This is a genomic window from Flavobacterium sp. CR10, from assembly GCF_055814415.1.
The window spans coordinates 3,131,543-3,155,934 of sequence record NZ_CP185985.1; the positions used below are offsets into that span (position 1 = coordinate 3,131,543).

Below are 24,392 nucleotides of genomic sequence, written 5' to 3' on the forward strand. Positions count from 1 at the left end.
TTTCTAGCAGATTTAGCAGGTTTGGCAGATTTTGGAATTAAAATTTTAGATTAACAATGCTTTCGTCATGTTCTAATGTTATTTCGATCGGATTACTTTCAGAAGGAATTTGAGTGGGATACCAATTTCTAGTAGGTTGAACTAGAATCAATAAACCTTCATGATCGCCTATAGCAGCAAATTTATCGGTATTGGTATTTTGAGTAAAGAAATGCAGTCCGTGTTCTTCTATTAATTGTTTTCCAAATTGTAATGGACTTTCGGTAACAATTCCGATTTCGCTTATGTTTAAAATCGAAGCAGAATTAAACTCGCCAACTTGTTCATTATTAAGATCATGTCGAGCAATGAATTCGAGTAGATTTCCGTTGTGATCGAAGAAATATATAGAATGTGCATTCCAATTTTCGAAATTGGTAACGACGCTTTTATCTTCTAAAACAATTAAATCTACTTTGCCTTTGCACCATTGAATGGCTTCTTCAAGCTTATTTTCAGGAATATTAAAAGCAAAATGATATATGGAGTTAAAATCTGGATCTTCAATAAATTTTAAAATGGAAGTTCCGGCCTGAAACGTTATCGACTTTTGGTCATTTTCTAGAATGAAAAGTCCAAAAACGTTCTGATAAAATGCTTTTGTTTTTTGAATATCGTTTGTTTTAATTTGTATCTGATCTATTCTCATGGCAGTGAAATTTTATAAAAGAAAAAGCTTCTTTTGAGTTCTAGTCAAATTTAAGAAATGCCAATAATATCAAGGTTAAAGAGGTATTTTATGTACCAATAAAAAGATAGTAAATAATTATGGATTGGCGCTGAATGGCATCTTTAAATAGTCTATAAAGCTACAAAAAGATAGAGAGTAATTGTTGTAAGATTATCTAAAAAACTTTCATCTTGAAATTATCGTGTAGAAATAAAAAAAGCCCATTTCATAAAGAAATGGGCTTCGTAATTTGTAGATTGTGTGGCAAAAAGCAAATCATCAACTAATTTATTTTGGCATTTCAGGAATTATAATTCTTCTTGTTGGCGTACTCAAAGTTTCAATAAAAGCCAATAAATCAGCGATTTCTTCTTTGTTTAAATCCAATTTTTTAAGCGCAGGATCTACTTTAGGGATTAGAGAATCTCGTGCTGTTCCTAAGTATTTTTTCTGCACTGGAGAAGGGTTTCCTAAATTGTAGAATTCTACAACATCCAATAAAGTTGGAAAATGTCCGTGATGCATCCAAGGTTTTGTATTGACAACTTCTCGAAGTGTCGGTGTTCTGAATTTGCCAATATCTTTCATGTTTTTAGTTACGTTGTAACGGCCGAAATCTTCATTTTTTGTTCCGAATAAAGTCTGTCCGTCATTATGAAACTGATTATCGCTAAAATAAGGCGTGTTATGGCAATTGATGCATTGCGCTTTGGTTCTGAATAAATGCATTCCTTTTACCTGCTGATCTGTATAAATATCGGATTTTCCGCTTACAAACTGGTCAAATTTACTTTTCGGACTGTTGATGGATCTTTCAAAAGTGGCAATGGCATATTGAATTCTTTCCAAAGTCACTTTTTTATCTCCAAAAGCTTCAGTAAATAAGGAATTGTATCCTTTTATTTTAGCAATTTTATCAACAGCAATCGTCAGTTTTTCATTCATTTCTAAAGGATCAGCAACAGGAAATTGCGCCTGATCTTCCAGACTAGATGCACGTCCGTCCCAGAATAGAGAAGTGGCATACGCCGAATTTAAAATCGTCATCGAATTACGTTTTCCTGTTTGGCGATCGTGGCCAAAAGAACGCGTTAGATTGTCTGTCCAGCCCAGTTCTGGATTATGGCAAGAAGCACATGCTATTTGTCCGCTTCGGGATAATCTCGGGTCAAAAAACAAAATTTTTCCCAAATTTTCTTTTTCCTTAGAATACGGATTATAAGCAGGATAAGGGACGGCTGGCAAAACGCCAATATCCTGAAATTTGGATTTATCAATGCTTTCGTGTAATTCTGCAGCAGGCCATTTTGATGAATCTCCGCTAGAATATAGTTTTCGTAATTCCTGAATATCAATGTAATCAGGATTTTCCACGCTTTTGTAAGCCGTTAAGCATAGCAGGAATAGGAGAGGGAAGATTAGCTTTTTCAATTTTAATTTTGTTTCAAGTTTCAAGTTTTCAGTCTCAGTCTCAGTCTCAGTCTCAGTCTCAGGTTGTCTTAACTTCCGAAAACTTTGACAAAGTTCACTATGTAAAATATTTACAATTCATAACTCACAATTCATAACTCATAATTATAAAGTAACTTCTTTCGGGCATGGAATACTCAAAGCCGCTGGTTTTGGATACGTTCTATTATTGTAAATTCTGTATTGTGTTGACACTGTTCCTCCGAAGAGTTTGTCATTGGTCAATTTTAATTCAAATGAAATTTCATATAAACCGTTATTGATCTCTTTATAAGTTCCTTCACCAGAAATAGCAATTATATGGGTATTTGTTGCACTCGATCCGATTGTAATGTCTTGTGGAATTACTAAAACAGTTCCTTCGGTTTTGCTGTTTCCGTTTGCAGGGAAAAACTCCAAAGCCGAAGTGATATTAAATCCAGGAGAAATGGCAGCAGAGTTACTTTCGTTAGAAAACCATCTTTTTAAACCAAAAGAATTGACCGTATTGGTTCCGCTCGCAACGTTAAACCCGATTTTGAAAGCATCGTGATAGACATCATCATTAGGATTTGTTGTTCCTTTGTCGCTGTATAAGATTGCATTTGGGTCGTCTTTGGTAACGATAACAGGAAAAGTTAAAGCGTTAAATGTTTGCCATGTACAGTTTCCGTTGTTATTAAACCAATGTTCTCCATAAGTCAAATAAAACGCATTTGTAGGATCGGTAAATTTTGATGCTGGATTTGCCTGAATATCTCTTAGAGATTTTATTGGTTTTACAATTGTTAGATTGGTGTTTCCTGTAGCAGTGTAATTAGGAATATTTATTAAAGTAATTTTTGATTCGTAACGGGCATCATCATTTTGCAGATCTTCTAAAAGAGTTAAATGATATGTTACAGAACTTCTGTTATCGCCAAAATCATCGTGCGTTAAAGAATATTCAAAACCGTTTTGAAATTTGAAAAAATTAGCATTTTTAATTTCTTCAGGGAAAAAGCCATTTGGAAAATTCACTATAAAATCGACTGTTTCGCCCACTTCACCTTTGACATTATATTGCGTTACAGGAAAAGTGTAGTTAGTTGCAATTGTTCCCAAATCAATTTTGAAAGTATTGTTTGGATATGCTGTGTTTAAATTTCCGATATGAATATCAGGATTAGAAACCGTTTCGAGTTTTAGATTGATGCTTTGGTTTGCAGCCCATCTTTTATCAAAAGAAACATAAATGGTATCTGTTAATTTACTGCCTTCAAATACTAATTGATTTACTGGATTTACAGTAAAACTTTCGTTGTCTCCAGTTGAAGAAACCGCACTGAAATTTGTGGTTACCGCACTTTTTAAGGTACGAGTAGTTAAAGCAACCGGAACTTTTAGGGTTTTTACAGAACTATTTGTATATGTGGACTGAGGTACTAAAACAGAATTTACCGTAGGATATTCTAACGGAATATTATTGCTGTTTACCAAGAAGTTAAATCTTAAGTACGAGTCAATCTCAGAGCCTAGTTTGTAATCATCTTTTGAGCAGGAAGCCAAAAGTAATGCTGCTGATAATATGCTAAATATCTTAATAGGATTCATTTTGCTGTAAGTTTTCATTAAGATTAATATTGGATTGTGGGATTGGAAGCACAAATTTTAGAGATGGATATTTCATACCGCAGTTTGTAGAAATACACCCGTCATTTCTTGAAATATCTTTGTGATTACGCATTAGATCAAAAAACAAATGTCCTTCAAAGCAAAGTTCTTTTCTTCTTTCTAAAAGTATTTCTTCTTTTAGGTTTGAAGTGTTTGTAAGTAAAGTGGCATTAGCACGCGCACGAATTGTATTGATGTCTTGCATTGCAATTGCATACTGGTTGTTTTCTAGCGCTGCTTCGGCACGAATTAAATACATCTCGCTAAGTCTAAAGGCTACATAACCAGCATTATCTTGAAATTTCCTTGTAAAATTGTATGGGCGAGGAGTTAACAGCCCATTTACTAAAGTTTGAAGATTAACCGTTAGAAATAATTGCTTTCTGATGTCATTATTCTCATAAAGGTTTACAAGATCATTTGAAGCAACATACTTTGCATATGTATTTGAATTGTAGCCAAAATAACTAGCCATTGAAGAGGTTGCTGCGTTTTCGGCATCTTTTGGAATTGAAAACTCTAGTAAAGCCTCAGAAACAGGAAGATCTGGTTGCGCCCATTGTGCAATATAATTTTCAGAACTCATTAATTGAAATCCCGAACTTGTAATTACATCATTTGCTGTTTCATAGGCATTTGTCCAGTCTCTTTTGTACAAATAAATTCTAGCTAATAGTGCTTTTGTATTGTTCCTGTTAAAATAAGAATAGGTCGGTCCAGCTATTGAAGGATTGTCGGTATAATTTTCTATAGCCAATTTAAGATCTTCAATAATAAGTGAATAAGTAACCGCAAGCGTTTCCCTCTTTGGATATTTAAGTCCCTCTTTTATGGATTCTTTATTGTACACAATACCCAAATGTGAAGCATTTGAAGTATAAGAATAGTTTTGGCAATAAACTTGCGATAACAAAAAGTGGGCATACGCTCTTATGGTTAAAGCTTCGGCTATTATCTGTTTTTTTTCGGAATCAGTTGCATCAGTTAATTTAGGCGTATATTCTAAAAGTAAATTAGCCTGATTAATGATACTGTAATTGCCACTGTAAAAACTAACAAAATTACTTGTCTCTGCAGTATCTTCAAAAGAGTACACTTCTCTAATGTTTACTCCTGAGGTAATCTGCCCAGCACTATTTCCAGATGAGGTAGGTGTAAATTTTATATTCCCGCCTTGTAAATCAGAATAAACAGCAAAACGTTCACCTCTCACATTAGCTTCTACATCGCGGTAAAGTCCTTTTAGAGCGATTAAAACCCCTTCTTTATTTTGTAAAAGTTCATCTATGGATGTTTGGGTTCCAGGCTCTTGTTTCAGAAAATCACTACAGCTTTGTAATGAAAAAATCAGAATTATTATTGTTATGTATTTTAAATATTTCATCGTTTTAAAATTTTGCATTTACACCAAGCGAAATTGTTCTTGCCTGTGGATAGATAAAACTAAATTCTCGAATTCCATTCATTCCTTTTGGACTTTTTTCCTTGTACCAGTACAATACATTTGTAGCATCAGCAAAAACGGCAAGTGAGTCTAGAAATATATTTTTGATTGGCACATTATAACTCAAGTTAATATTGCTTAGTCTTACATAAGTAGCATCGTAAACATATTTACTCAAATTTGCAGTGACTGGTACAATTGTTACAGCAGCATAAGGCACAACATCTCCTGGATTTCTCCAGTGATTATAGGCATTTATAGAAAGATTTCTGTTTGAAGTATTCGAATATTTATCAATTACAGCATCCGAAGCAAAGAAATCACCCCCTAATTGAAAATCTCCTCTAAAAGTTAATGCAAGATTTTTGTAAAATGTAAAGCTATTGTAGAATCCGCCATAAGCTTTTGCTTGAGTATCTCCAATTGGTTCCCAATCAGCAATAGTAAATAAAGATTTGTAAGTTGCAAGATCATAAACTTGTCCATTTTTTGTAACTAAATCTCTTCCTGTTGCTGGATCAACGCCTACCCAGTTTATTCCCCAAACTGTAGTTGAACTGTAACCAATTTTTTGGGCTAAAGCTAGTTCGGCTGTAGAAAAATCGCTTCCTAAACCTTTTAAGTCAGTCACTTTACTGTCGACAGTAGAAATATTAAAAGCGGTAGTCCATTTGAAATTATTATTTTTTATCCATTTAATTCGAGTTTGAAATTCTAATCCTTGATTATACATGCTTGCAGCATTTAATTGCATAGAATTGTAACCAGTTTCAGTAGGAATATCTCTTGTAGTAATCATATCGCTTTTGTTGTCACGATAGTATTCAAGTGTAAATTCAATTCTGTTAAAGATATTGAAGTCAATTCCAGCATTGAATTTTGTGTTCTTTTCCCAGCCTAAATTTCCGTTTGGTGCGTAACCTGGAGTTGCGCCTGTACCGCCATTATAGTTGTTTTGAACGTAATTATATAATCCTTTTGAACGATATGAACCAATTCTAGAGTTTCCTGTTGTACCGTAGCTTGTTTTTAATTTTAAGAAATTCACCCAAGAATTATTGTTAAAAAAGCTTTCATTACTTATAATCCAGCTTGCTCCAGCGCCTCCATTATTGGCTACATCATTATCATCTCCAAAAACAGAACTTTGGTCACGGCGGAAATTAGCTAACAAGTAGTAACGTTTTTTATAATTATAATTGACTTGTGAAAACAAAGAAACTCTTGAATTATAGCTAATTTCATTTCCATAAGTCTGGTTGCTTGTAGATTCATCCACATTAGGAGTTAACGGATTATCATCTCGCATTGCATTAGAGACAGGATTTATAACATTTGGATTTACGAAACCTATCCCAGATTGATAATGAAAATCAGTTTTATCTTCAGAAAGTTCAAAACCTACAACACCGTCAATGGTGTGATTTTCATTAAGTTGTTTATCGAATAAGGCTTGGCCCTGCCAGTTCCATTTCGTTGCATTTCTTTGGTTCAAAAGACGTCGTCCCCATCTTGGATAAGTAATATTATCTAAGACAAAAGTTCCTGTAAATTGACCGCTTTCGTTCTCAGCAGAAAAATAACGATCCTGGTCTTTATCAACATAATCCATTCCGAAAAGAGTAGTGAATTTCAAGAAATTATTCAGCTTATACGAAATACCAAGACTTCCTAAAATACCATAGGTATTGGCTTCATTTTTATTCTGCTCGATTGCCGCTAAAGGATTTCCTCTCGTCATACCGCTGACTCCTAGATAAGAATAAGAACTATCAGCGTTGTATGGAGACAAAGTAGGGAGGTAAGCAAAAGAATAAAAAATATTAGGAGCATCTTTCTGGATATAACTAGGGTTCAGCATTAAACTAATATCTAATTTTCCAGAGCTATATCCAAGATTAATTCCCGCATTCAATTGTTTGGTGCTGTTGCCCATTTGCGGTTCGTCAATTTTGGTGTAGCTGATATTGGTTCGGTATGAAATTTTTGATGTAGAACCAGAAACATTAAAATTGTATTTATTAAAAATCCCTGACTTGTTCAAAAGTCCAAACCAATCTGTACTTACACCATTGTAAGTAAGCGGCGCAGTTCCTGGAGAAGTATTTTTCAAAAATTCATTTCGTAGCTCTGTGTACTGCTCGCCATTAAGATATTTAATCTGATTAATGGCAGATGAAATACCCAGCTGATTAGAGAAACCAAACTGGGTTTTTCCTTTTTTCCCTTTTTTAGTGGTAATTAAAATTACTCCATTTGCTCCGTCAGCACCATAAATTCCAACTGCAGCGGCATCTTTAAGAACCGATATTGTTTCAATAATTTCTGGCGCAATTTTCATTAAAGGATTTCCGAAATTTTCAGTAAAATCTCCATTTCCGCTAAAATAAGCACTGTCAATACCATATTCTTCACCCATAATCACTCCATCAATAATGATAAGGGGCTGGCTGGATGTACCAATACGTGCTCCAGATAAAGAAGGTAAAGTTCCTTGTCCGCGGATGTTAATTTTGACTGGTCCGCCAACGCCAGAAGTATTCTCAACCATTACACCCGCAATTTGCCCAGTAATCATTTTGTCAAAACTTTCAGAAGCTTGTTGTACCGGAATATCTTTTGAGGTCAAAGTCGAAATACTTCCGACAATTTCTTCTTTTAATTTTGTAGTTCCATAAGAAGAAGTAATGATAACAGGGTTCAATTCATCTGTAACTTCTTGAAGATAAAAAACAAATTCTTTTTTGTAACCCGCTGTTTGCGATTGTGGTTCCATTCCTAAATAAGCAACTTCAAGAATCTGATCCTTAATGTTTTCACCTTTTAGTTCATAAGCAAATTTTCCATTTGAATCGGTTATGGCACCCATTCCAGTTCCATTTATGCGAATAGTGGCACCAGGAAGAGGCTGTTTGTCTTTTGCGCTGTAAACTGTTCCTTTAATCATCCGTTCAGTTTCCTGGTTACCAGAATTAGATTTATCAACTCGAGTCGCATCTGTCAATAAAACTTGTTTTTTCTGAATGTAGTAGGAGATATTCGTGCCTTTCAGCAACTTCTTTAAAGCCGTTTCTAAAGTCACATTATTAACATCTAAATCAGCTAATTGATCGGTATCTATTTTTTTAGCATTATAAATGATCCTAAAATCACTTTGCTCTTCAATAGATTTGATTATTAAGCTTATAGGCTTGTTTTTTACACGTACTGTTATGAGTTTATTCTGAGAAAATCCTTTAAATCCAGATATGAGAATGGCTAAGAAAAACAGAATTTTTCTTAAAGCGGGCTGTATCGTAAATGTCATGGTTATTTATTTATCGTGGATTGGTAATTGTAATGGTTTTTTGTTTAATAGAATAATTAAAAGGCGTGTCACGTTTTAGAAGATCTAAAATGTTTTCGACACTAGATTCGCTAATTTTAATTGTACCCGTAAAATTCTGTTTGGCCAAATCAGAATTTTCGTTGATGATTTCAACATCATAAGTACGCTGGATAATTTTAGCAATTGTAGAAAATGGAGTGTCTTTAAAAGCGAGTTCACCTTTTGTCCAGGCAGTATAAAAGGCGGGATCAACTTCTTTTAAGACAATTTTTTTTGAATTATTCTGCCATGTTGCCATTTGATTTGGCTCCAGCAAAATAGCGTTTGAAGGATTAGCAGCTTCAGACATTCGGACACTTCCTTCAATCAATGTACTATTAATTGTAGGGTTTTCGGGGTACGCGCTCACATTAAAAGTAGTCCCGAGAACTTCAATATCTGCCTGATTTGCATGAACAATAAACGGATGCATTTTATCTTTGGCTACTTCAAAAAATGCTTCACCGGTTAAGTAAACATTTCTGTTTCCGTTTAAGCCAAACTGCTCCGGATAGCGCAAAGTTGTTCCAGAATTTAAACTCACAACAGTGCCATCTGAGAGTCTAAGTTTGAAACATTTTCCGTATGGAACAGAAAGTGTATTATAAATCACTTTATGATCCTGAACTTTGCCAAAGTAAACAATTTCGGTCGGAAATTTTTTGGCAACCAAGACACCTTTTTCATTTAACAATGCACTCTGAGTTTTTCCTGAAAAATATTCCAGACGGCCGTCGCCCAATTCCAGAACAATTTCTTTTGGAGTTTCAGTTGTTTTGTTCAATAAGAAAATAGTGGTTCCTAAACCCAGAAACACTAAAAATATCGCAGCATATTGTAAATACTGTTTAGTCCTATTTTTTGGTTTTATCTGGAGTATTGGTGCAGCATCAAAATACAAATCTGAAGAAAGAGTGGTCAATGCCCAAATCTTCTTAGCCTTTATAAATTGGTTTCTGTTTTCTTCCGATGCTTCAATCCAGTCAAAAAGTGCCTGAACTTCTTGTTCTGAAGCTTCGTTAGAAAGGTATTTGCTTATTATTTCCGATGTCATATCTGCTTTTTAAAACTTCTCTTCATTATAAGTACACCTCAGAATTAAAATACCCTACCTTTTTATTCTTAATTATTATAAATAAGTACAAAAATTAAGAACAAATAATCAGATAATCTGGATTTTAAAAGTTTCAAAGCCTTTGTCATGTGGGCTTCGATAGCTTTTAATGAAACTCCTAATTCTTCGGCGATTTCTGCGTTTTTTTTATTCTCAAAGCGTTTTTTAATAAAAACTTCTCTAGTTTTTGGAGGCAGATCACTGATAGATTCCTGAATAATTCGTTCTAGTTCGGTTAATTCTAAAGGATCGAACTGAATTGAGTTTAGAACTTCAATGTTCAGTTCTCTTTCTTTATGGTTTAAGAGGTCGTTTTTGAATTTGTCCTTCACTTTGTTATGGCGGATTAAATTCAAGCATTTTGATTTGGCATAAGTAAATAAGAAAGCTTGAATTCCGTTAATGGATTCTACATTTTCTCTATTTTGCCATAAGTGTAGTAAGGCTTCCTGAGCCAGGTTTTCAGCTTCGTCCTGATCATAGATAAACTGAACGCTGAAAGATTGGATTCTTCTAAAATATTTATCGTAAAAAAAATTGAATGCAGTTTCGTCACCTTCCTTAAAGGAATGGAAAAGATCTAATTCGAAACGGACATTCTTATTCATTAAACGATATTTACATTGAAAAAAGCAATATTAATTAAATTTTAGAAACAACTCAATTTTGCTCAGAAAGCGGCAAATATAAAAGTTTATTTATATTAATTCTAAATAAAATAAAATTATTACTCGTTTCTCAAAAAATTATTCAGAATAGGTTTAGAAAGGGATTCTCTTTGATGAAAACTTTCACAAAAAAACTCCCAATTATAACGATTGGGAGTTCTTAGTTTAATTTAGAATTACACATACTCTTTGTGATAAATGCCTTGCTAGTTCAGGGACATTATTGTCTGAGACAATGTACGGAATGAGTTTTCTCTTCTCGATGATTTTCTCTTTTGAATAAATGAGATTAAAATATTCTTTCGGTTCATTAATGTTTTCTTCTGTTTTAGGAATCTCCTCGTAGTAGTAAAGTGATTTTTTTAACGAAGGATATTTTTTTAAAAGATAATCGTTTACAGTATGTCCTCCTTCTTTATTTAAATCTTCACGCAGAATACCTGTTACTATAACTTTTTTGATATTACGTTTAAAACTTCTATAAGTTTCTCTTGGCATTGAAAAATCAGAAGATTTGATAGTTCCTTTTTCAGATAATTTACGAACTATCGAAAAACGTACATAATCGCCATTTATTTCGGTGACTTTAAAAACAAAATATTTTTTTGCTGTTCCACTATTTCCATTTTCATCTCTTTGTTTACTGAAAACAAAACTTCCTAGTTTTAGTTTATGCTCTGGAGTTTCCATAGCTTCTTTCCATAGATAAGGTTTATAGACTGTTTCTCTGAATACATAAATTGCAAGGACTAATAAAATGCTTATAAAAAGTAGTTTTTTCATTAATTTTAATTTGTACAAGTATTGTTTTATTGAGATTTTTCTAAAAATTTGGCCAAAAATAGTAAAATGACAGTTTATTTTACATTAAAGTTTGTTAAGTTTTTTAAAATGAATTTTATTTCAAAAGAAAGATACTAAAACATTGTTATAAAGGTCTTTACGGGCTTATTTGTCTTATCTGTCAATACTATATTTCTAAAATTTAGAGATTACTATATAATAGCTGCAGCGTATGAAAATCAGAAGAACCGTTAAAGTATTTATGAAGCACTTCCTGAAAAATAGTTTCTGTATTTTGAACGCTGGCAAACAAAGTCATGCACGATTGAAGATTTTCTATATCTATGCTTTCAAAGATATCAGAAACACTTTCTTCCTTTTTGATAAGTTCAGAAGTGATTTCTATAAGGTGTTTTCCTAAAATCGGGTGTTCAAAAAAAGCAATTGCCTCATCGGCATTTTTGATTTCGTAAAATTTGGATGTATCATTAGAACCCATTCCTTTTATCTGCGGAAATATAAACCACATCCAAGGAGATTCTTTTTTACCTTTCTTTATTTCGTCTAGAGCTGTCAAATACAATTTGTTCTGAGCATCTAAAAAACGAAGCAGTCCGTTATTGTTGTAGGCCATTACTTACTGATGTTTATTTGGGATATCAGGTCATAAATCTAGTCAAAATTTGTTTAGTTGTACAAGGCCTAATTCATTTTTTGAAAGCATTTTTTAACATTTTAAACGGAATAATTTAGAAAAGGTATTATCTGTAAAATTTTATAAAACAATTTTGTGTTTGTAAATAAAAGCGTACTAATAAAAGTTTTTATTGTTATAAAAAACAATTTTAATTGGCAGTTCTGTTATGATTTTTCTATTTTTATGAACAGACGGTTCTAAAACCTTCACAAAAAAAATAGAATTGATATTGACCACCTTACAATATCAATATTTTCAACCGGGCAAGCTTCGCCCATAAAAAAAATAAATGCTTATGAAAATAGGATTAATCGGATTCGGAAAAACTGGAAAATCAGTAGCTTCAATATTATTAGAAAATAAAAAATTCTGTTTAGAATGGGTTTTACGTCAAAGTACGGTTTTAGAACACAGATCGGTTCCAGAATTTTTTGGAGTGCAGTCAGAAGAACCCGGCTTAATTTATTCTAGTTCAAAAACATCTATTGAAGAATTATTAGAAAAACATCCTGTTGATGTCATTATAGATTTTTCGTCGCATCAAGGAATATATACGTATGGAGAAGTAGCTGCAAAAAAGCAAGTAAAAATTATTTCTGCAATTTCTCATTATAAAGATAAAGAGCTTGCCTTTCTAAAAAAGCTTTCGAAAAAGACTACTGTATTTTGGTCGCCAAATATTACTTTGGGAGTCAACTATTTATTGTTTGCAGCCAAGTTTTTAAAGAAAATTGCACCTTGGGTGGATATTGAAGTGAACGAAGAACATTTTAAAACGAAACAAGGAACATCTGGAACAGCAGTAAAAATAGCAGAAGCGCTTGATGTAGATAAAGAAAACATCAATTCGGTTAGGGCAGGAGGAATTGTCGGAAAACATGAAGTTATTTTTGGTTTTCCTTTTCAAACCGTGCGTTTAATTCACGAATCAATTTCAAGAGAAGCTTTTGGAAACGGAGTTATTTTTGTGGCTGAAAATCTTAAAGAGAAAGAAAAAGGGTTATATAATTTTGAAGATATCCTGACGCCTTATTTTACGGTTTAAGTTTTTTTGCCACAAAGGCGCTAAGACACAAAGTTTTTTTATTGAAAAATGTTGGTGCGGTTTGTCTTCCTGAGCGGAGTCGAAGGATAAACGCAATGTATTTAGAGTATATTTAATCTCGCAAAGACGCTAAGGCGCAAAGTTTTAAACGAAAAGCTTTGCGCCTTAGCGTCTTAGCGGCAAAAAAAAAAACTTACTTCCTAAAAGTCAAAGCCTTCATGTATTCTAAATTCATTTTGGCAATTGAAAGCACCGAAATTCCCTGCGGACATTCGATTTCGCATGCTCGGGTATCTGAACAAGCTCCAAAACCTTCTTCATCCATTTGTTTTACCATAGAAACAGCACGTTTGGGCGCTTCTAATTTTCCTTGCGGTAAAAGTGCTAGATGCGTTATTTTGGCGCCCACAAATAGGGCAGCGCTGGCATTTTTGCAAGAAGCTACACAAGCTCCGCATCCTATGCAGGCAGCGGCATCAAAAGCGGCTTCGGCGGTTTCATACGAGATCGGAATACTGTTTGCTTCTGGCGCCTGACCTGTTGAAGCACCAATAAAACCTCCCGAAGCGATAATAGAATCAAATGCTTTGCGGTCAATTTTTAAATCTCGTAAAACGGGAAAAGCTTTTGCGCGAAAAGGCTCAATATAAATGGTGTCACCATCTTTAAAACTCCTCATGTGAAGCTGGCAGGTTGTAGTGTTTTTAAGAGGTCCGTGAGCACGTCCGTTAATCATGACCCCACATTGTCCGCAGATTCCTTCACGGCAATCATGATCAAACTCTATTACGCGTTCCCCCTGTTGAATAAGAGACTCATTTAAAAGATCCAGCATTTCTAGAAACGACATATGTTCTGACACTCCATCAATTTCATAATCGGTCATTTCTCCTTTTGTAGAAGAATTAAACTGTCGCCATATTTTTAGATAAAGTTTCATAGATAATTATGAGTTATGAGTTATTAATTAATAATTTACAATTAACAATTCACCATTTATTTATAGCTTCTCACTGCAAGTTCTACCGCTTCAAATTTTAGAGGTTCTTTATGGAGTTCAGGTTCGTTATTTAAACCTTTCCATTCCCAGGCAGATACATAACAGAATTCATCATCGTTTCGGACGGCTTCACCATCAGCGGTTTGATATTCTTCTCTAAAATGTGCACCGCAGGATTCTTCACGCTGTAAAGCATCATGGCACATTAATTCGGCTAATTCAATATAATCTGCAATTCTGCCTGCTTTTTCTAATTCGCTATTTAAAGTATTATCGCCAGTAATTCTGAGATCTTTTTCGAAAGAAGCTTTGAGTTCTCGAATTTCGACTATTGCTTCTTCCAGTTTTTCTCTGCTTCGTGAAAGACCGCATTTTTCGTAAAGAAGACGTCCTATTTTTTTATGGAAATAATCTGCTGAATGTGTTCCGTTGATATGCAAAAAACGATCGAGCTGTCTTCTGACTGTTTTTTCAGCTTCTTCAAATGCGGGATGCGAAATATCAGGTTTAGGCAAATTCAATTCGCCTGCCAAATAGTTCGGAATAGTGTAGGGAGCAATAAAATAACCATCGACACAAGCCTGAAGCAGTGAATTTGCCCCAAGACGATTTGCTCCATGGTCCGCAAAATTAGCTTCACCTAAAGCAAACAAGCCTGGAATCGTAGTCATAAGCTCATAATCGACCCAAAGTCCGCCCATTGTAAAATGCGCTGAAGGCGAAATCAGCATTGGTTCTTTGTAAGCGTTTATGCCTGTAATTTTTTCATACATAGCAAAAAGGTTGCTGTATTTGGCTTCTATTTTATCTTTTCCCTGCGCTTTTATGGCATCTGAGAAATCGAGATAGATTGCATTTTTCATAGGTCCAACGCCATGACCGGCATCAATTCTTTCTTTTGCGGCTCTTGATGAAATATCTCTTGGAGCCAGATTTCCAAATGAAGGATAACGGCGCTCTAAATAATAATCACGCTCTTCTTCTGGAATGGCATTTGCATTTCGGTCATCTGCAGCTTTTTTAGGAACCCAGATTCGTCCGTCATTTCGAAGCGATTCCGACATTAAGGTCAGTTTCGATTGATTTTCACCATGCTGTGGCAATGAAGTAGGATGAAATTGAATCCAGCTTACACCAGCCATAAATGCGCCTTTTTTGTGTGCTCTCCATACGGCAGAGCTGTTGCAGCCCATCGCCAGAGTCGATAAATAATATACTTTTCCGTAACCGCCAGAAGCCAGTACAACGGCGTCTGCAGCATGACGCTCTAATTTTCCTGTTTCAAGATTTCTTGTAATTATGCCTTTGGCTTTGCCATCAATAACAACCAATTCCAGCATTTCATGACGGGTATATAATGCTACTTTTCCTAAAGCATTTTGACGTTCTAAAGCTTGATAAGCACCCAATAAAAGCTGCTGTCCGGTTTGGCCTCTGGCATAAAAAGTTCGAGAAACCTGAACACCTCCAAAAGATCTGTTATTTAAATAGCCAGCATATTCGCGGGCAAAAGGAACGCCTTGTGCTACAGCATGATCAATTAAAGCGGCAGAACATTCGGCTAAACGATATACATTGGCCTCACGAGATCTAAAATCGCCGCCTTTAATGGTGTCATAAAACATTCTGAAAGTACTATCGCCATCATTTTTGTAGTTTTTGGCAGCATTTACACCACCTTGTGCAGCAACAGAATGTGCACGTCTAGGAGAGTCTTGAAAACAAAAAGACTTAATATTATAGCCTTGTTCTGCCAAGGATGCAGCGCATGAAGCTCCTGCAAGACCTGTACCAACGACTATAATATTAAGCTTTTTTCGATTTGCCGGATTTACCAGTTTGGCTTTCGATTTATAAGTACTCCATTTTTCTGAAAGTGGTCCTTCGGGTATTTTTGATTCCATCATTTTTATTATTTTAAAATGAACTGATGCAAAACTTTAAAAGCAACTATACTTTAGGGACTCTAATATACTATAAAAATCTTATAAAATGAAATTATTGTTTGCTGATTATCATGGCTTTACTAGTTGTGTCTGATTTTATGAAATAAATGCCTGCAGGATATTCTGAGATTGAAATAACATTTCCTGTTCCCTGTTTAATTTTACTTCCTGTAACCGAATAAATAGTCCATTCTAGCTCTTTTGATAAATGAAATATTCCTTTTGAAGGATTTGGATAAACGATAATTTTATTGGATTCTGCATCTGGATTTTCTACTCCAAGATTACAATTATGGACGTCATAAGTAACTTTTTTTGTGTTGCTTCCATTTGAATTAGTAACAGTTAAAGAAATTTCTCGATCTCCTTCTGTAGAAAAAATAACAGAATGCGGACCAATTCCAGTTGCAGTTTGCGGTTGCGCTCCAGCGCCAAAATTCCATGAATAAGAATCAACAGTGCCTACAGAAACCGAAGTAAAGGTGACAGCAGTATTCAAACATCCCATTTGCGGACTGTATTCAAAATCGGCAATAGGAGCAGTGGTGCTTCCTGAAAGGACAAATTCCATTTTATTGACATTGATATCATTTTCTTCAAAATATAAAGTGATCACATGAGTTCCTTGTGTCAAAGCTATATTAGGAATTGCGACAGTCTGCCAGTTCTGAAAACCTCCTGTATTAGGTATATTGACAGTTCCAGTTAGGTTTGTGCCATCTACTTTTAAATGTAGTTTTCTGGTGTTGTAAGGAGTAGCAATTCTTAAATTTATCGCGTAATTTCCTGTTGTATTTACTTTGGCGGTATATTTCAGCCATTCATCTTTTACGACATAAGCCAAATTGAATCCGCCTTCGTTACAAGCTTCAGTTCCAACACGGTCGCCTGGTCTGTAAGCCGTATCTCCGCCAGCATTGATATCGAAAATAGCTTCTGGGCCAATATCATAATTTTCGGCTTCTATAATTCCAGGTATTTGCGCAATTATTCCCTGATAAGGTGCATTTTGAAGTGTAGTTGGGGTATAAAATGCGGTATAGGTAATTGCTCCTGAGGCTGGAGCCTTAAAGGTTTGATTGGCCGTTCCGCCTTGACTCCAATGATCAAAATCATAGCGGATATTGCCTACATACTGTGGTGTTGGCGCGTTTAGAGTCTGTAAAGCAGCATTGGCTACAACTTGTTTTGTAGAAGGCGCAGTAACTGGTTTTTGGTTGAATTCTAAATTTAGGGGCACTGGCGAACTTGCTGCCGTAACGTCAACCAAATTCGGTTTAATATCTACAAAACTTGTTGCCGTCAATCCGTTGCTATCGGTTACTTTTACCGTAAAGCGATACCAAACATTTGGTGTTTTTTCGCCTTGGTTAGAAGCCGTAAAATTGCCTGATTTTATACCCTGTGGACTTGCTCCTGGATGCGAATGTCCTGCTCCTGGAACGTCTTCGTGAAAAAGATCCATGCTCCACGAAAAAGCACTTGCAGGTAGTGCTCCGTCTTCAACATCATTAGCTGTGGCTTCGAAATAAATAATATCGTCAGCATTCCATTTTAATGTTGGTAATGGAGAAACAATAGAAACCGTAGGTGCATTGCTAAATGGCGTTACCGTTAATACTGCTTGATTACTGGTTACATTTCCCGCGGTATTGGTGACTATGACTCTATAATTTCCGGCATTTGCTGTTGTTACGTTTGGAATGGTAAAACTTGCACCAGTTGCCCCACTTATATTGGCATTATTATATTGCCATTGATAGGTTAAACCAGTTCCGCTTGCAGAAACTGTAAAAGTCACGGGATTGGTTTCCATTATAGATTGAGAAAGCGGATGGTTTACGATTGTTGGTGCTGCAGTTTCTATATAATCCAGCTTAATCAGCGAACCATTATTTCCATAAGCGCAATAATAAATATAACCGTCATTGCCTAACATCATTCCAAGAGCCTGCTGTTGCGGAGCTGTAAAAAAGACCGTAGAAACGGGATCGGTAACATTTGGATCAAACGATCTGATTTCTGTTCGAACAAAATCTTTAATGATAAATTTTCCTTGAAGATTTGGATAACGAGATATTGCAGGATTATAAAGTACGCCATTAGTCAAAGCATTTCCGATACTTCCAGTGGCATATGTAAAGATTGGATTGGTAAATAAGTTGGTTTCGGTTTGTTTTCCATCGCCTCCCTGCGGATGGCCCCAAGCATAATTACGGATGGCAGGATTACTGATTTCGTTTACTTCTTCCCACGAAGTTCCAACGTCTAAGACAAATAGTTTGTTGGCAGTTTCATTGGCTACTAATCTCCAAGGATTTCTAAAACCATATACCCAAATGCTTTGCCTTTGTACAGAACCGCTTCCATAATAAGGATTTCCTGGCGCTGGCTGTCCGTCTTCAGTCAAGCGGAGAATTTTTCCTTTGTAAGTATCCAAGTCCTGTGAATTTGTATTCAGCTGACTATCACCGACTGTTACATAAAGATAGCCGTTAAAAAATTTCAGGTCACCACCATTATGGAAACCCTCGCCAATGGGTTCCAAAAGCAAGATTTCCTGCCTATTGATTACTTGGTTGTTAGCGTCAATCTTAATTCTTTCAATTCTATGTCGAATTACATTTGCTTCATTTATAGAGTAAAAAACATAAATGTAGCCATTTGCAGCAAAGTTTGGATGCAAGGTTAGTCCAAGCAAACCTTGTTCTTTGTCTGTAACAGTTGTTACAGTAAAAACAGTAGAAACTGCATTATTTTGGAATACTTTTACAATACCCGCTCTCTCTGCTATAAAAATTCTTCCGTCAGAAGATTGTTCCAGAGCAAGCCCTTCTTTTATTACTGCTGTAGGAGCAAGGTTCTGGGTAATGTATTGTGAGTAAGATAAGGAGTAAATAAATAAAACAGCAATAGATAATAATTGCCTAAATCGTTTTTGAATCTTAAATAGTAGATTTTTTCTCATAATTATTCAGAAATTTTATAGGTTTGGGTACTCAAATTTAACCCTTTTCTGTATAATTACTTAAAATTCAGATGTTATGTTTCTCTGAGAGGTGCTGATCGTAGCGCAATAATTAAGAATAATTGATAGTTACGATTATGCTGTAAAGTTTTTGTAGTGTTTTAGATGCTGTAAAAACAACTTGAAAAACATTACTTTCCTATAATTTCCTTACGATGTAAAGTTCCCCATTCATTTAACGCACTAATTACTTTATATAAGGTATGACTGTGTTCTGTCCTTGCATATTCAACAGTTGGCGGAAACGTATCATAGACAGTTCTAATAACTAATTTGTTTATCTCTAGATCTTTAAGTTCTTTAGAAAGCATTTTGTCAGTAATTCCGTTTATGTCTCTAGAGATTTCCTTGAAGCGTTTTGGTCTGTTTGATAAGGCAATCAAAATAGGTAATTTCCATCTGCCGCTTAAAACTTCCAAAGCATCTCTTACCGGTAATAATGCGGCAAGGCATCCTTCCTGTTCGCAACCCATTTCTTTTGTTATTTCGGCCTTTGTTTTCATATGTTTTGCTTTACTATCCTCAATTATAGCGCTATCCTCGAGGATAGTACTATAAAATGTATAGCAAATGTAAATAAGTTTGCTTTGTAAACAAATAATATTAAAAATAATGAGGCAAAAAATTTTAAAAATTATTACAAGTACAAATGGAGAAAATTCATTTAGCACTAAATTGTCAGATGCGATTATCGAGAAGTTGGCATTACTAAATCCTAATAGTCAAGTACAAACGTTGGATTTAACTAAAACACCATTGCCGTATTTGACAGATGCTCATATAAGCGCCATTTACGCTCCTGCAGAAACACATACACCAGAGCAAATTGCTGCAATTAAATATTCTGATGAAGCAATAAAAAACTTGCTAGAATCTGATATTATTGTAATTGGTGTTCCTTTATATAACTTTGGAATTCCTGCGGTTTTAAAAGGATGGATAGACCAAATTGCAAGAGCTGGAAAAACGTTTAGTTATGGTGCCGAAGGAATAATAGGTTTAGTAACCAATAAAAAAGTCTATTTGTCAATAGCATCAGGATCTATTTTTTCTGAAGGACCAATGAAAAGCTACGATTTCACAGAATCGTATTTACGAACTGTATTTGGCTTTCTGGGAATGACAGATGTTACCACTTTTAGAGTAGAAGGAACCGCAATTTCAGACTTTGCCGCAAATGCGTTGCCAAAGGCATTGTCTTCTGTTGAAGAATTTGTTTTCTAAGAAAATCAAAAAAAAATCTGCTAAATCTGCTTGAAAAAAATATTCCAGCCGATTTAGCAGATTTTTATGGTGAAAACTAAATAATGTTAAGTGTTATTTCTCAATAATCATAGTAACGCCTTGTCCGCCAGCGGCACAGATTGAAATTAGGCCTTTTCCAGAGCCTTTTTCGTTCAATAATTTTGCCATTACGCCAATAATTCTTCCCCCAGTTGCAGCAAATGGATGGGCGGCAGCCAAACTGCTTCCTTTTACATTTAGTTTATTTCGGTCAATAGCTCCCAAAGTTTTCTTTAAACCTATTTCGGCACTTAATTCTGGGCTCTCCCAAATTTTTAGAGTTGCTAAAGTTTGAGCGGCAAAAGCTTCATGAATCTCATAATAGTCAAAATCTTGCAGGTTTAATTCTGCTTTTTCCAACATTCTCGAGGCAGCAAACAAAGGCGCTAACAAAAGATTCTGCTGATTTTTAACATATTCAATTGCCGCAATTTCAGCAAAAGTAATGTAAGCTAAAATTGGAAGCCCTTGTTCTTTTGCCCATTCTTCGCTAGCCAAAAGAATGCAAGATGCTCCATCTGTTAAAGGAGTTGAGTTTCCTGCAGTCAGAGTGCCATTTACTTTATCAAAAGCTGGTTTTAATTTGGCTAATTTTTCAATTGTACTGTCTCTTCTAAGGTTGTTATCTTTTTCTAAACCATTAAAAGGCGTAATCATATCATCAAAAAAGCCTTCATCGTATGCTTTTGCCATATTCAAATGGCTTTTTAAAGCAAACTCATCTTGTTCTTCGCGTGAAATTTTATAATATTTCGCCGTAATTTCAGTATGTCCGCCCATAGAAAGTCCAGTTTGCGATTCTTCATTTCTAGGAACTAATGGAGATAAATCTTTTGGACGAAGTTTTAAAAAAGTTTTAATTTTTCCACCTAACGATTTGGCTTGCCTTGCTTCTAAAAGAATTTTTCTCAGTTTTTCACTCACAGCAATCGGCATATCACTGATAGAATCTACACCGCCAGCAATTCCAGAATCAATTTGACCGAGAGCAATTTTATTGGCAATGTAAATAGCGCTTTCAATTCCCGTATCACAAGCTTGCTGCAAATCACATGCGGGTGTAGCGGGGTCAAGGCTGGTCTGCATCACGCATTCGCGAATCAAATTATTGTCGTAAGTATGTTTGATTACGGCGCCTCCGGCAACTTCACCTAATAATTTTCCTTTCAGATTGTATTTATCAATAAGACCATTGAGAGATGCGGTCATCATTTCTTTGTTTCCGACATTAGAATACGCTGTATTGGCTCTCGCAAAAGGAATTCTGTTATAGCCTACAATGGCCACTTTTCTTATGGTATTTGGTTTCATATCAGGAAGTTATTTGTTTGTGGTTTTTGAAATTTAGAAGTATAAAGATAGAAATAGATTTCGTTTTGAAACTTAATGTAGATTAATATTATCAGGAAATAACCTAGTAACTCTGTTTTTAAATTTATTCCGACTTATTTAGTATAATTTGTTGTATTTATTTAGAATGAATTAAAATAATTTGGATAAGTTGAGATTTGCACATACTTTTGTCGCTCAATATAAAATCAAAACCAAATGAAAATAATTATTAATGCCAGAGTTTGCCTTTTTGTGCTGTTTTTGAGCTCATTAAATATGATGGCACAACAGCTTGGAACTGTAAACGGGAAAGTTTCTTTAAGTGGCAATAAACCTGCAGAAAACATTGCTGTAGCTTTAAAAGGAACTAAATATTCAGACATTACAACTGTTTCAGGACATTATGAAATTAAAAATGTAAAACCAGGAACATACATTATCGTATTAAATGGAGTAGGAATTCAGTCTGTTGAGGATAAAATTGTAGTAAATTCTAAACAAACTACGACTAAGAATTTTACTCTTTCCGAAAGTCAGGAAGATCTTGACGAAGTGGTAATTAAAAAGAATAAATACAAACAAGACAAACCTTCATTGTCTTTGCGTCTTCAGACTCCAGTTTTAGAAATTCCTCAAAATATACAAATTGTAAGCGGTCAGACTTTAAAAGATCAGCAGATTACGAGTATGAGTGACGGCGTTATTCGTAACGTGAGTGGTGCTGTTCGTTTGGAGCACTGGGGAGATTTGTATACCAATATTACCATGAGAGGTTCTCAAATTCAAGCTTTTAGAAATGGTTTCAACGTAGTTTCTTCTTTCTGGGGACCATTAACAGAAGATATGAGTTTTGTAGATCATATCGAATTTGTAAAAGGACCTGCTGGTTTCATGCTTTCAAGCGGCGATCCAAGCGGATTATACAACGTGGTGACTAAAAAGCCTACGGGAGTAACAAAAGGCGAAGTAAGTGTACTTGGCGGAAGCTACGATTTTTACAGAGTAAGTCTAGATCTTGATGGAAAACTAGATAAAAAAGGAAAATTATTATACAGATTTAACGGAGCTGCACAAAAGAAAGGTTCATTCCGTCCTTTTGAGCATAACGACCGTTATGTAATTGCGCCTGTAATTTCTTATCAGATTGATGATAAAACAAAATTGACATTTGAATACAACTTTCAATATGCAAATATGACCGAAGTAGGTTCTTACTATGTTTTTGGTCCAGCGGCTGGAGGATATGCCACTTTGCCTCGTAATTTTACGATGACACAGCCAGGATTGCCAGATACTAATATTCAGGATCATAGTGGTTATCTGCAGTTTGAGCACAAATTTGACCAAAATTGGAAACTGACTGCCCAAACGTCTTATTTTAAATACATCCAACAAGGATACAGCTCTTGGCCAAGTTTAGTTGGACCAGCCGAAATAGATACGGATGGTGACAAGATTCCAGATGTTTTTCTTAATAAAGGAGACATTATCAGAAATGTTGGTATTTGGGATGCGGAGAGCAATATGTATTTAGGACAAATCTTTGTGAACGGAAAATTTAATACTGGTAATGTTTCTCATAAAGTATTAGGTGGAGTAGATTTAGGAAGCAAAGATTATATGGCAGATTGGGGACAATCTCATGATTTGGATACTTATGCTAATCCGTTTAATGTTTACAATCCGAATTATGGCACGCCATCCAATGGTTTGCCTCAATTTGATCATGATACTCCCTTAAGCCAAAGAGCTGGTGGACTTTACGGTTCGAAATATGCTGCTGGATATGTTCAGGATGAACTTGGTTTCCTTGAAAATAAATTAAGATTGACTCTTGCTGCGAGATATACTTGGATTAGCCAAACTAGCAGTTATGATGTGCCACAAGAGGATAGCCACATTACGCCTCGTGCCGGTTTAAGTTATTCTATTACTGATGATTTTGCAGTTTACGGATTATATGATCAAGCTTTTACGCCTCAATCTGGTGTAGTGAGAAGTGGTGATGTAAAACCTCTTACTGGAAATAACGTTGAATTTGGACTTAAAAAAGATTGGTTTGACGGTTCTTGGAATACAAGTTTATCAGTTTACAATATCTTAAAGAAGAATGAGTTAACAGCAGATCCTAATAATCAGCCAAACGAACAGTATAAAATTGTTTTGGGTGAAAAAAGAGCGCGTGGTGTTGAATTTGATGTAAGAGGAAAAATCTTTGACGGCTTAAATCTTATTGCAAATTACGCATTTACAGAATCAACTGTAACTAAAGTTGATCCAGCTGTTTCTGCAGCTAATGGTATTAACGTAGGTGATGTTGTGCCTGGTTATGCTAAGCATACAGCAAATGCATGGTTAAATTACACGCTTCAGCACGGAAAATTAAAAGGTTTTGGTGCTTCTATTGGAGGAACTTTCCTTGACGGACGTCAGACGGATACTTGGAGTGAAGGTCTTCAAAAATTACCTTCTTACTTTAAATTGGATGGAGGTTTATCTTATGAAACCGGTAAAATCAAAGTTACTGCAAACGTATTCAATATTTTAGATAAATATTTATATAGCGGTTCATTCTACAGTTGGTTAAATGCTTACTACTGGCAGGCTGAAGCTCCAAGAAATTTTAGAGTTGGTGTTGCTTATAAATTCTAAATAAAGGTTCAAAGGGACAAAGGTTCAGGGGTTCAAAGAAAGATTCTGAAATATTGTCCTTTTGGATTGCCTCCAATTTTAACTGGAGGTTTGTAATTTTAAAAGTCAAAAGGCTTTAGCTAAACTAGAGATGTTTGGCTAAAGCCTTTAATTTTGGCTTATAATTTCATCCAGCTAAAGCTGGACGCTATTTAATTTCTAAAAAATCCTTTTAATCTGTG

Annotated in this window: 17 protein-coding genes; 3 read left to right on the plus strand and 14 right to left on the minus strand. The window is 35.1% G+C overall.

Translation table 11 applies throughout. The features are described 5' to 3' along the window. Window positions 1–37: 37 nt before the first annotated feature. The 9 genes from ACNRYB_RS13895 to ACNRYB_RS13935 form a co-directional block, all read right to left on the minus strand. The gene (locus ACNRYB_RS13895) at window positions 38–688 is read right to left on the minus strand and encodes a VOC family protein (protein ID WP_473727595.1); all 651 of its coding nucleotides are present in this window, start codon (window positions 686–688) and stop codon (window positions 38–40) included. 309 nt (window positions 689–997) lie between these two features. Next, window positions 998–2,140: a cytochrome-c peroxidase gene (locus tag ACNRYB_RS13900; protein ID WP_473727596.1), complete on the minus strand. Its 1,143-nt coding sequence runs from the start codon at window positions 2,138–2,140 to the stop codon at window positions 998–1,000. 144 nt (window positions 2,141–2,284) lie between these two features. After that, window positions 2,285–3,769, minus strand: coding sequence for a hypothetical protein (locus tag ACNRYB_RS13905; RefSeq protein ID WP_473727597.1), 1,485 nt, complete (start codon window positions 3,767–3,769; stop codon window positions 2,285–2,287). Next, window positions 3,738–5,195: a RagB/SusD family nutrient uptake outer membrane protein gene (locus ACNRYB_RS13910; protein ID WP_473727598.1), complete on the minus strand. Its 1,458-nt coding sequence runs from the start codon at window positions 5,193–5,195 to the stop codon at window positions 3,738–3,740. The genes ACNRYB_RS13905 and ACNRYB_RS13910 overlap by 32 nt, the downstream gene beginning before the upstream one ends. Window positions 5,196–5,199: 4 nt before the next feature. Then, on the minus strand, window positions 5,200–8,562 hold the full coding sequence (locus ACNRYB_RS13915) for a SusC/RagA family TonB-linked outer membrane protein (RefSeq protein ID WP_473727599.1): 3,363 nt from the start codon (window positions 8,560–8,562) through the stop codon (window positions 5,200–5,202). Window positions 8,563–8,572: 10 nt separating this feature from the next. Continuing rightward, entirely contained in the window at window positions 8,573–9,676 is a 1,104-nt protein-coding gene (locus tag ACNRYB_RS13920) for a FecR family protein (RefSeq protein ID WP_473727600.1), read from the minus strand. Between the two features lie 68 nt (window positions 9,677–9,744). Beyond that, window positions 9,745–10,344, minus strand: a complete 600-nt coding sequence (locus ACNRYB_RS13925; RefSeq protein WP_473727601.1) for an RNA polymerase sigma-70 factor — start codon at window positions 10,342–10,344, stop codon at window positions 9,745–9,747. Window positions 10,345–10,569: 225 nt separating this feature from the next. Beyond that, complete coding sequence (locus ACNRYB_RS13930) at window positions 10,570–11,187, minus strand: hypothetical protein (RefSeq protein WP_129746841.1); 618 nt, start codon at window positions 11,185–11,187, stop codon at window positions 10,570–10,572. A gap of 202 nt (window positions 11,188–11,389) precedes the next feature. Then, window positions 11,390–11,821, minus strand: a complete 432-nt coding sequence (locus ACNRYB_RS13935) for a DUF1810 domain-containing protein (RefSeq protein WP_473727602.1) — start codon at window positions 11,819–11,821, stop codon at window positions 11,390–11,392. A 358-nt stretch (window positions 11,822–12,179) separates the two neighbouring features. Between ACNRYB_RS13935 and ACNRYB_RS13940 the strand changes: the two genes are divergently transcribed. Then, window positions 12,180–12,929: a 4-hydroxy-tetrahydrodipicolinate reductase gene (locus tag ACNRYB_RS13940; RefSeq protein WP_066035249.1), complete on the plus strand. Its 750-nt coding sequence runs from the start codon at window positions 12,180–12,182 to the stop codon at window positions 12,927–12,929. A 193-nt stretch (window positions 12,930–13,122) separates the two neighbouring features. Here the strand turns inward: ACNRYB_RS13940 and ACNRYB_RS13945 are convergent, their stop codons facing one another. From ACNRYB_RS13945 to ACNRYB_RS13960, 4 genes are all read right to left on the minus strand, one after another. Next, window positions 13,123–13,869 carry a succinate dehydrogenase/fumarate reductase iron-sulfur subunit gene (locus ACNRYB_RS13945; protein ID WP_066034940.1) on the minus strand — a complete coding sequence of 249 codons (747 nt, stop codon included), beginning with the start codon at window positions 13,867–13,869 and terminating at the stop codon, window positions 13,123–13,125. Between the two features lie 56 nt (window positions 13,870–13,925). After that, window positions 13,926–15,836 (minus strand): fumarate reductase/succinate dehydrogenase flavoprotein subunit, encoded by a 1,911-nt coding sequence (locus ACNRYB_RS13950; RefSeq protein WP_473727603.1) that lies wholly within the window; start codon window positions 15,834–15,836, stop codon window positions 13,926–13,928. Window positions 15,837–15,927: 91 nt separating this feature from the next. Then, window positions 15,928–18,843 (minus strand): PQQ-dependent sugar dehydrogenase, encoded by a 2,916-nt coding sequence (locus ACNRYB_RS13955; protein ID WP_473727604.1) that lies wholly within the window; start codon window positions 18,841–18,843, stop codon window positions 15,928–15,930. A 191-nt stretch (window positions 18,844–19,034) separates the two neighbouring features. After that, window positions 19,035–19,406 (minus strand): winged helix-turn-helix transcriptional regulator, encoded by a 372-nt coding sequence (locus ACNRYB_RS13960; protein ID WP_129746836.1) that lies wholly within the window; start codon window positions 19,404–19,406, stop codon window positions 19,035–19,037. Between the two features lie 109 nt (window positions 19,407–19,515). Here ACNRYB_RS13960 and ACNRYB_RS13965 point away from each other — a divergent pair, with 109 nt between their 5' ends. Beyond that, window positions 19,516–20,127, plus strand: coding sequence for an FMN-dependent NADH-azoreductase (locus ACNRYB_RS13965; RefSeq protein ID WP_473727605.1), 612 nt, complete (start codon window positions 19,516–19,518; stop codon window positions 20,125–20,127). Window positions 20,128–20,220: 93 nt separating this feature from the next. Here the strand turns inward: ACNRYB_RS13965 and ACNRYB_RS13970 are convergent, their stop codons facing one another. Further along, complete coding sequence (locus ACNRYB_RS13970) at window positions 20,221–21,498, minus strand: acetyl-CoA C-acetyltransferase (RefSeq protein ID WP_473727606.1); 1,278 nt, start codon at window positions 21,496–21,498, stop codon at window positions 20,221–20,223. A 237-nt stretch (window positions 21,499–21,735) separates the two neighbouring features. Between ACNRYB_RS13970 and ACNRYB_RS13975 the strand changes: the two genes are divergently transcribed. Then, window positions 21,736–24,171, plus strand: a complete 2,436-nt coding sequence (locus tag ACNRYB_RS13975; protein ID WP_473727607.1) for a TonB-dependent siderophore receptor — start codon at window positions 21,736–21,738, stop codon at window positions 24,169–24,171. The last annotated feature ends 221 nt before the right edge of the window (window positions 24,172–24,392 follow it).

Bases quoted from the DNA above. Each gene is read 5' to 3' on its own strand.
- ACNRYB_RS13895 (WP_473727595.1), bottom strand. From the start codon at position 688: ATGAGAATAGATCAGATACAAATTAAAACAAACGATATTCAAAAAACA.
- ACNRYB_RS13905 (WP_473727597.1), bottom strand. From the start codon at position 3,769: ATGAAAACTTACAGCAAAATGAATCCTATTAAGATATTTAGCATATTA.
- ACNRYB_RS13910 (WP_473727598.1), bottom strand. From the start codon at position 5,195: ATGAAATATTTAAAATACATAACAATAATAATTCTGATTTTTTCATTA.
- ACNRYB_RS13915 (WP_473727599.1), bottom strand. From the start codon at position 8,562: ATGACATTTACGATACAGCCCGCTTTAAGAAAAATTCTGTTTTTCTTA.
- ACNRYB_RS13920 (WP_473727600.1), bottom strand. From the start codon at position 9,676: ATGACATCGGAAATAATAAGCAAATACCTTTCTAACGAAGCTTCAGAA.
- ACNRYB_RS13925 (WP_473727601.1), bottom strand. From the start codon at position 10,344: ATGAATAAGAATGTCCGTTTCGAATTAGATCTTTTCCATTCCTTTAAG.
- ACNRYB_RS13930 (WP_129746841.1), bottom strand. From the start codon at position 11,187: ATGAAAAAACTACTTTTTATAAGCATTTTATTAGTCCTTGCAATTTAT.
- ACNRYB_RS13935 (WP_473727602.1), bottom strand. From the start codon at position 11,821: ATGGCCTACAACAATAACGGACTGCTTCGTTTTTTAGATGCTCAGAAC.
- ACNRYB_RS13940 (WP_066035249.1), top strand. From the start codon at position 12,180: ATGAAAATAGGATTAATCGGATTCGGAAAAACTGGAAAATCAGTAGCT.
- ACNRYB_RS13945 (WP_066034940.1), bottom strand. From the start codon at position 13,869: ATGAAACTTTATCTAAAAATATGGCGACAGTTTAATTCTTCTACAAAA.
- ACNRYB_RS13950 (WP_473727603.1), bottom strand. From the start codon at position 15,836: ATGATGGAATCAAAAATACCCGAAGGACCACTTTCAGAAAAATGGAGT.
- ACNRYB_RS13955 (WP_473727604.1), bottom strand. From the start codon at position 18,843: ATGAGAAAAAATCTACTATTTAAGATTCAAAAACGATTTAGGCAATTA.
- ACNRYB_RS13960 (WP_129746836.1), bottom strand. From the start codon at position 19,406: ATGAAAACAAAGGCCGAAATAACAAAAGAAATGGGTTGCGAACAGGAA.
- ACNRYB_RS13965 (WP_473727605.1), top strand. From the start codon at position 19,516: ATGAGGCAAAAAATTTTAAAAATTATTACAAGTACAAATGGAGAAAAT.
- ACNRYB_RS13970 (WP_473727606.1), bottom strand. From the start codon at position 21,498: ATGAAACCAAATACCATAAGAAAAGTGGCCATTGTAGGCTATAACAGA.
- ACNRYB_RS13975 (WP_473727607.1), top strand. From the start codon at position 21,736: ATGAAAATAATTATTAATGCCAGAGTTTGCCTTTTTGTGCTGTTTTTG.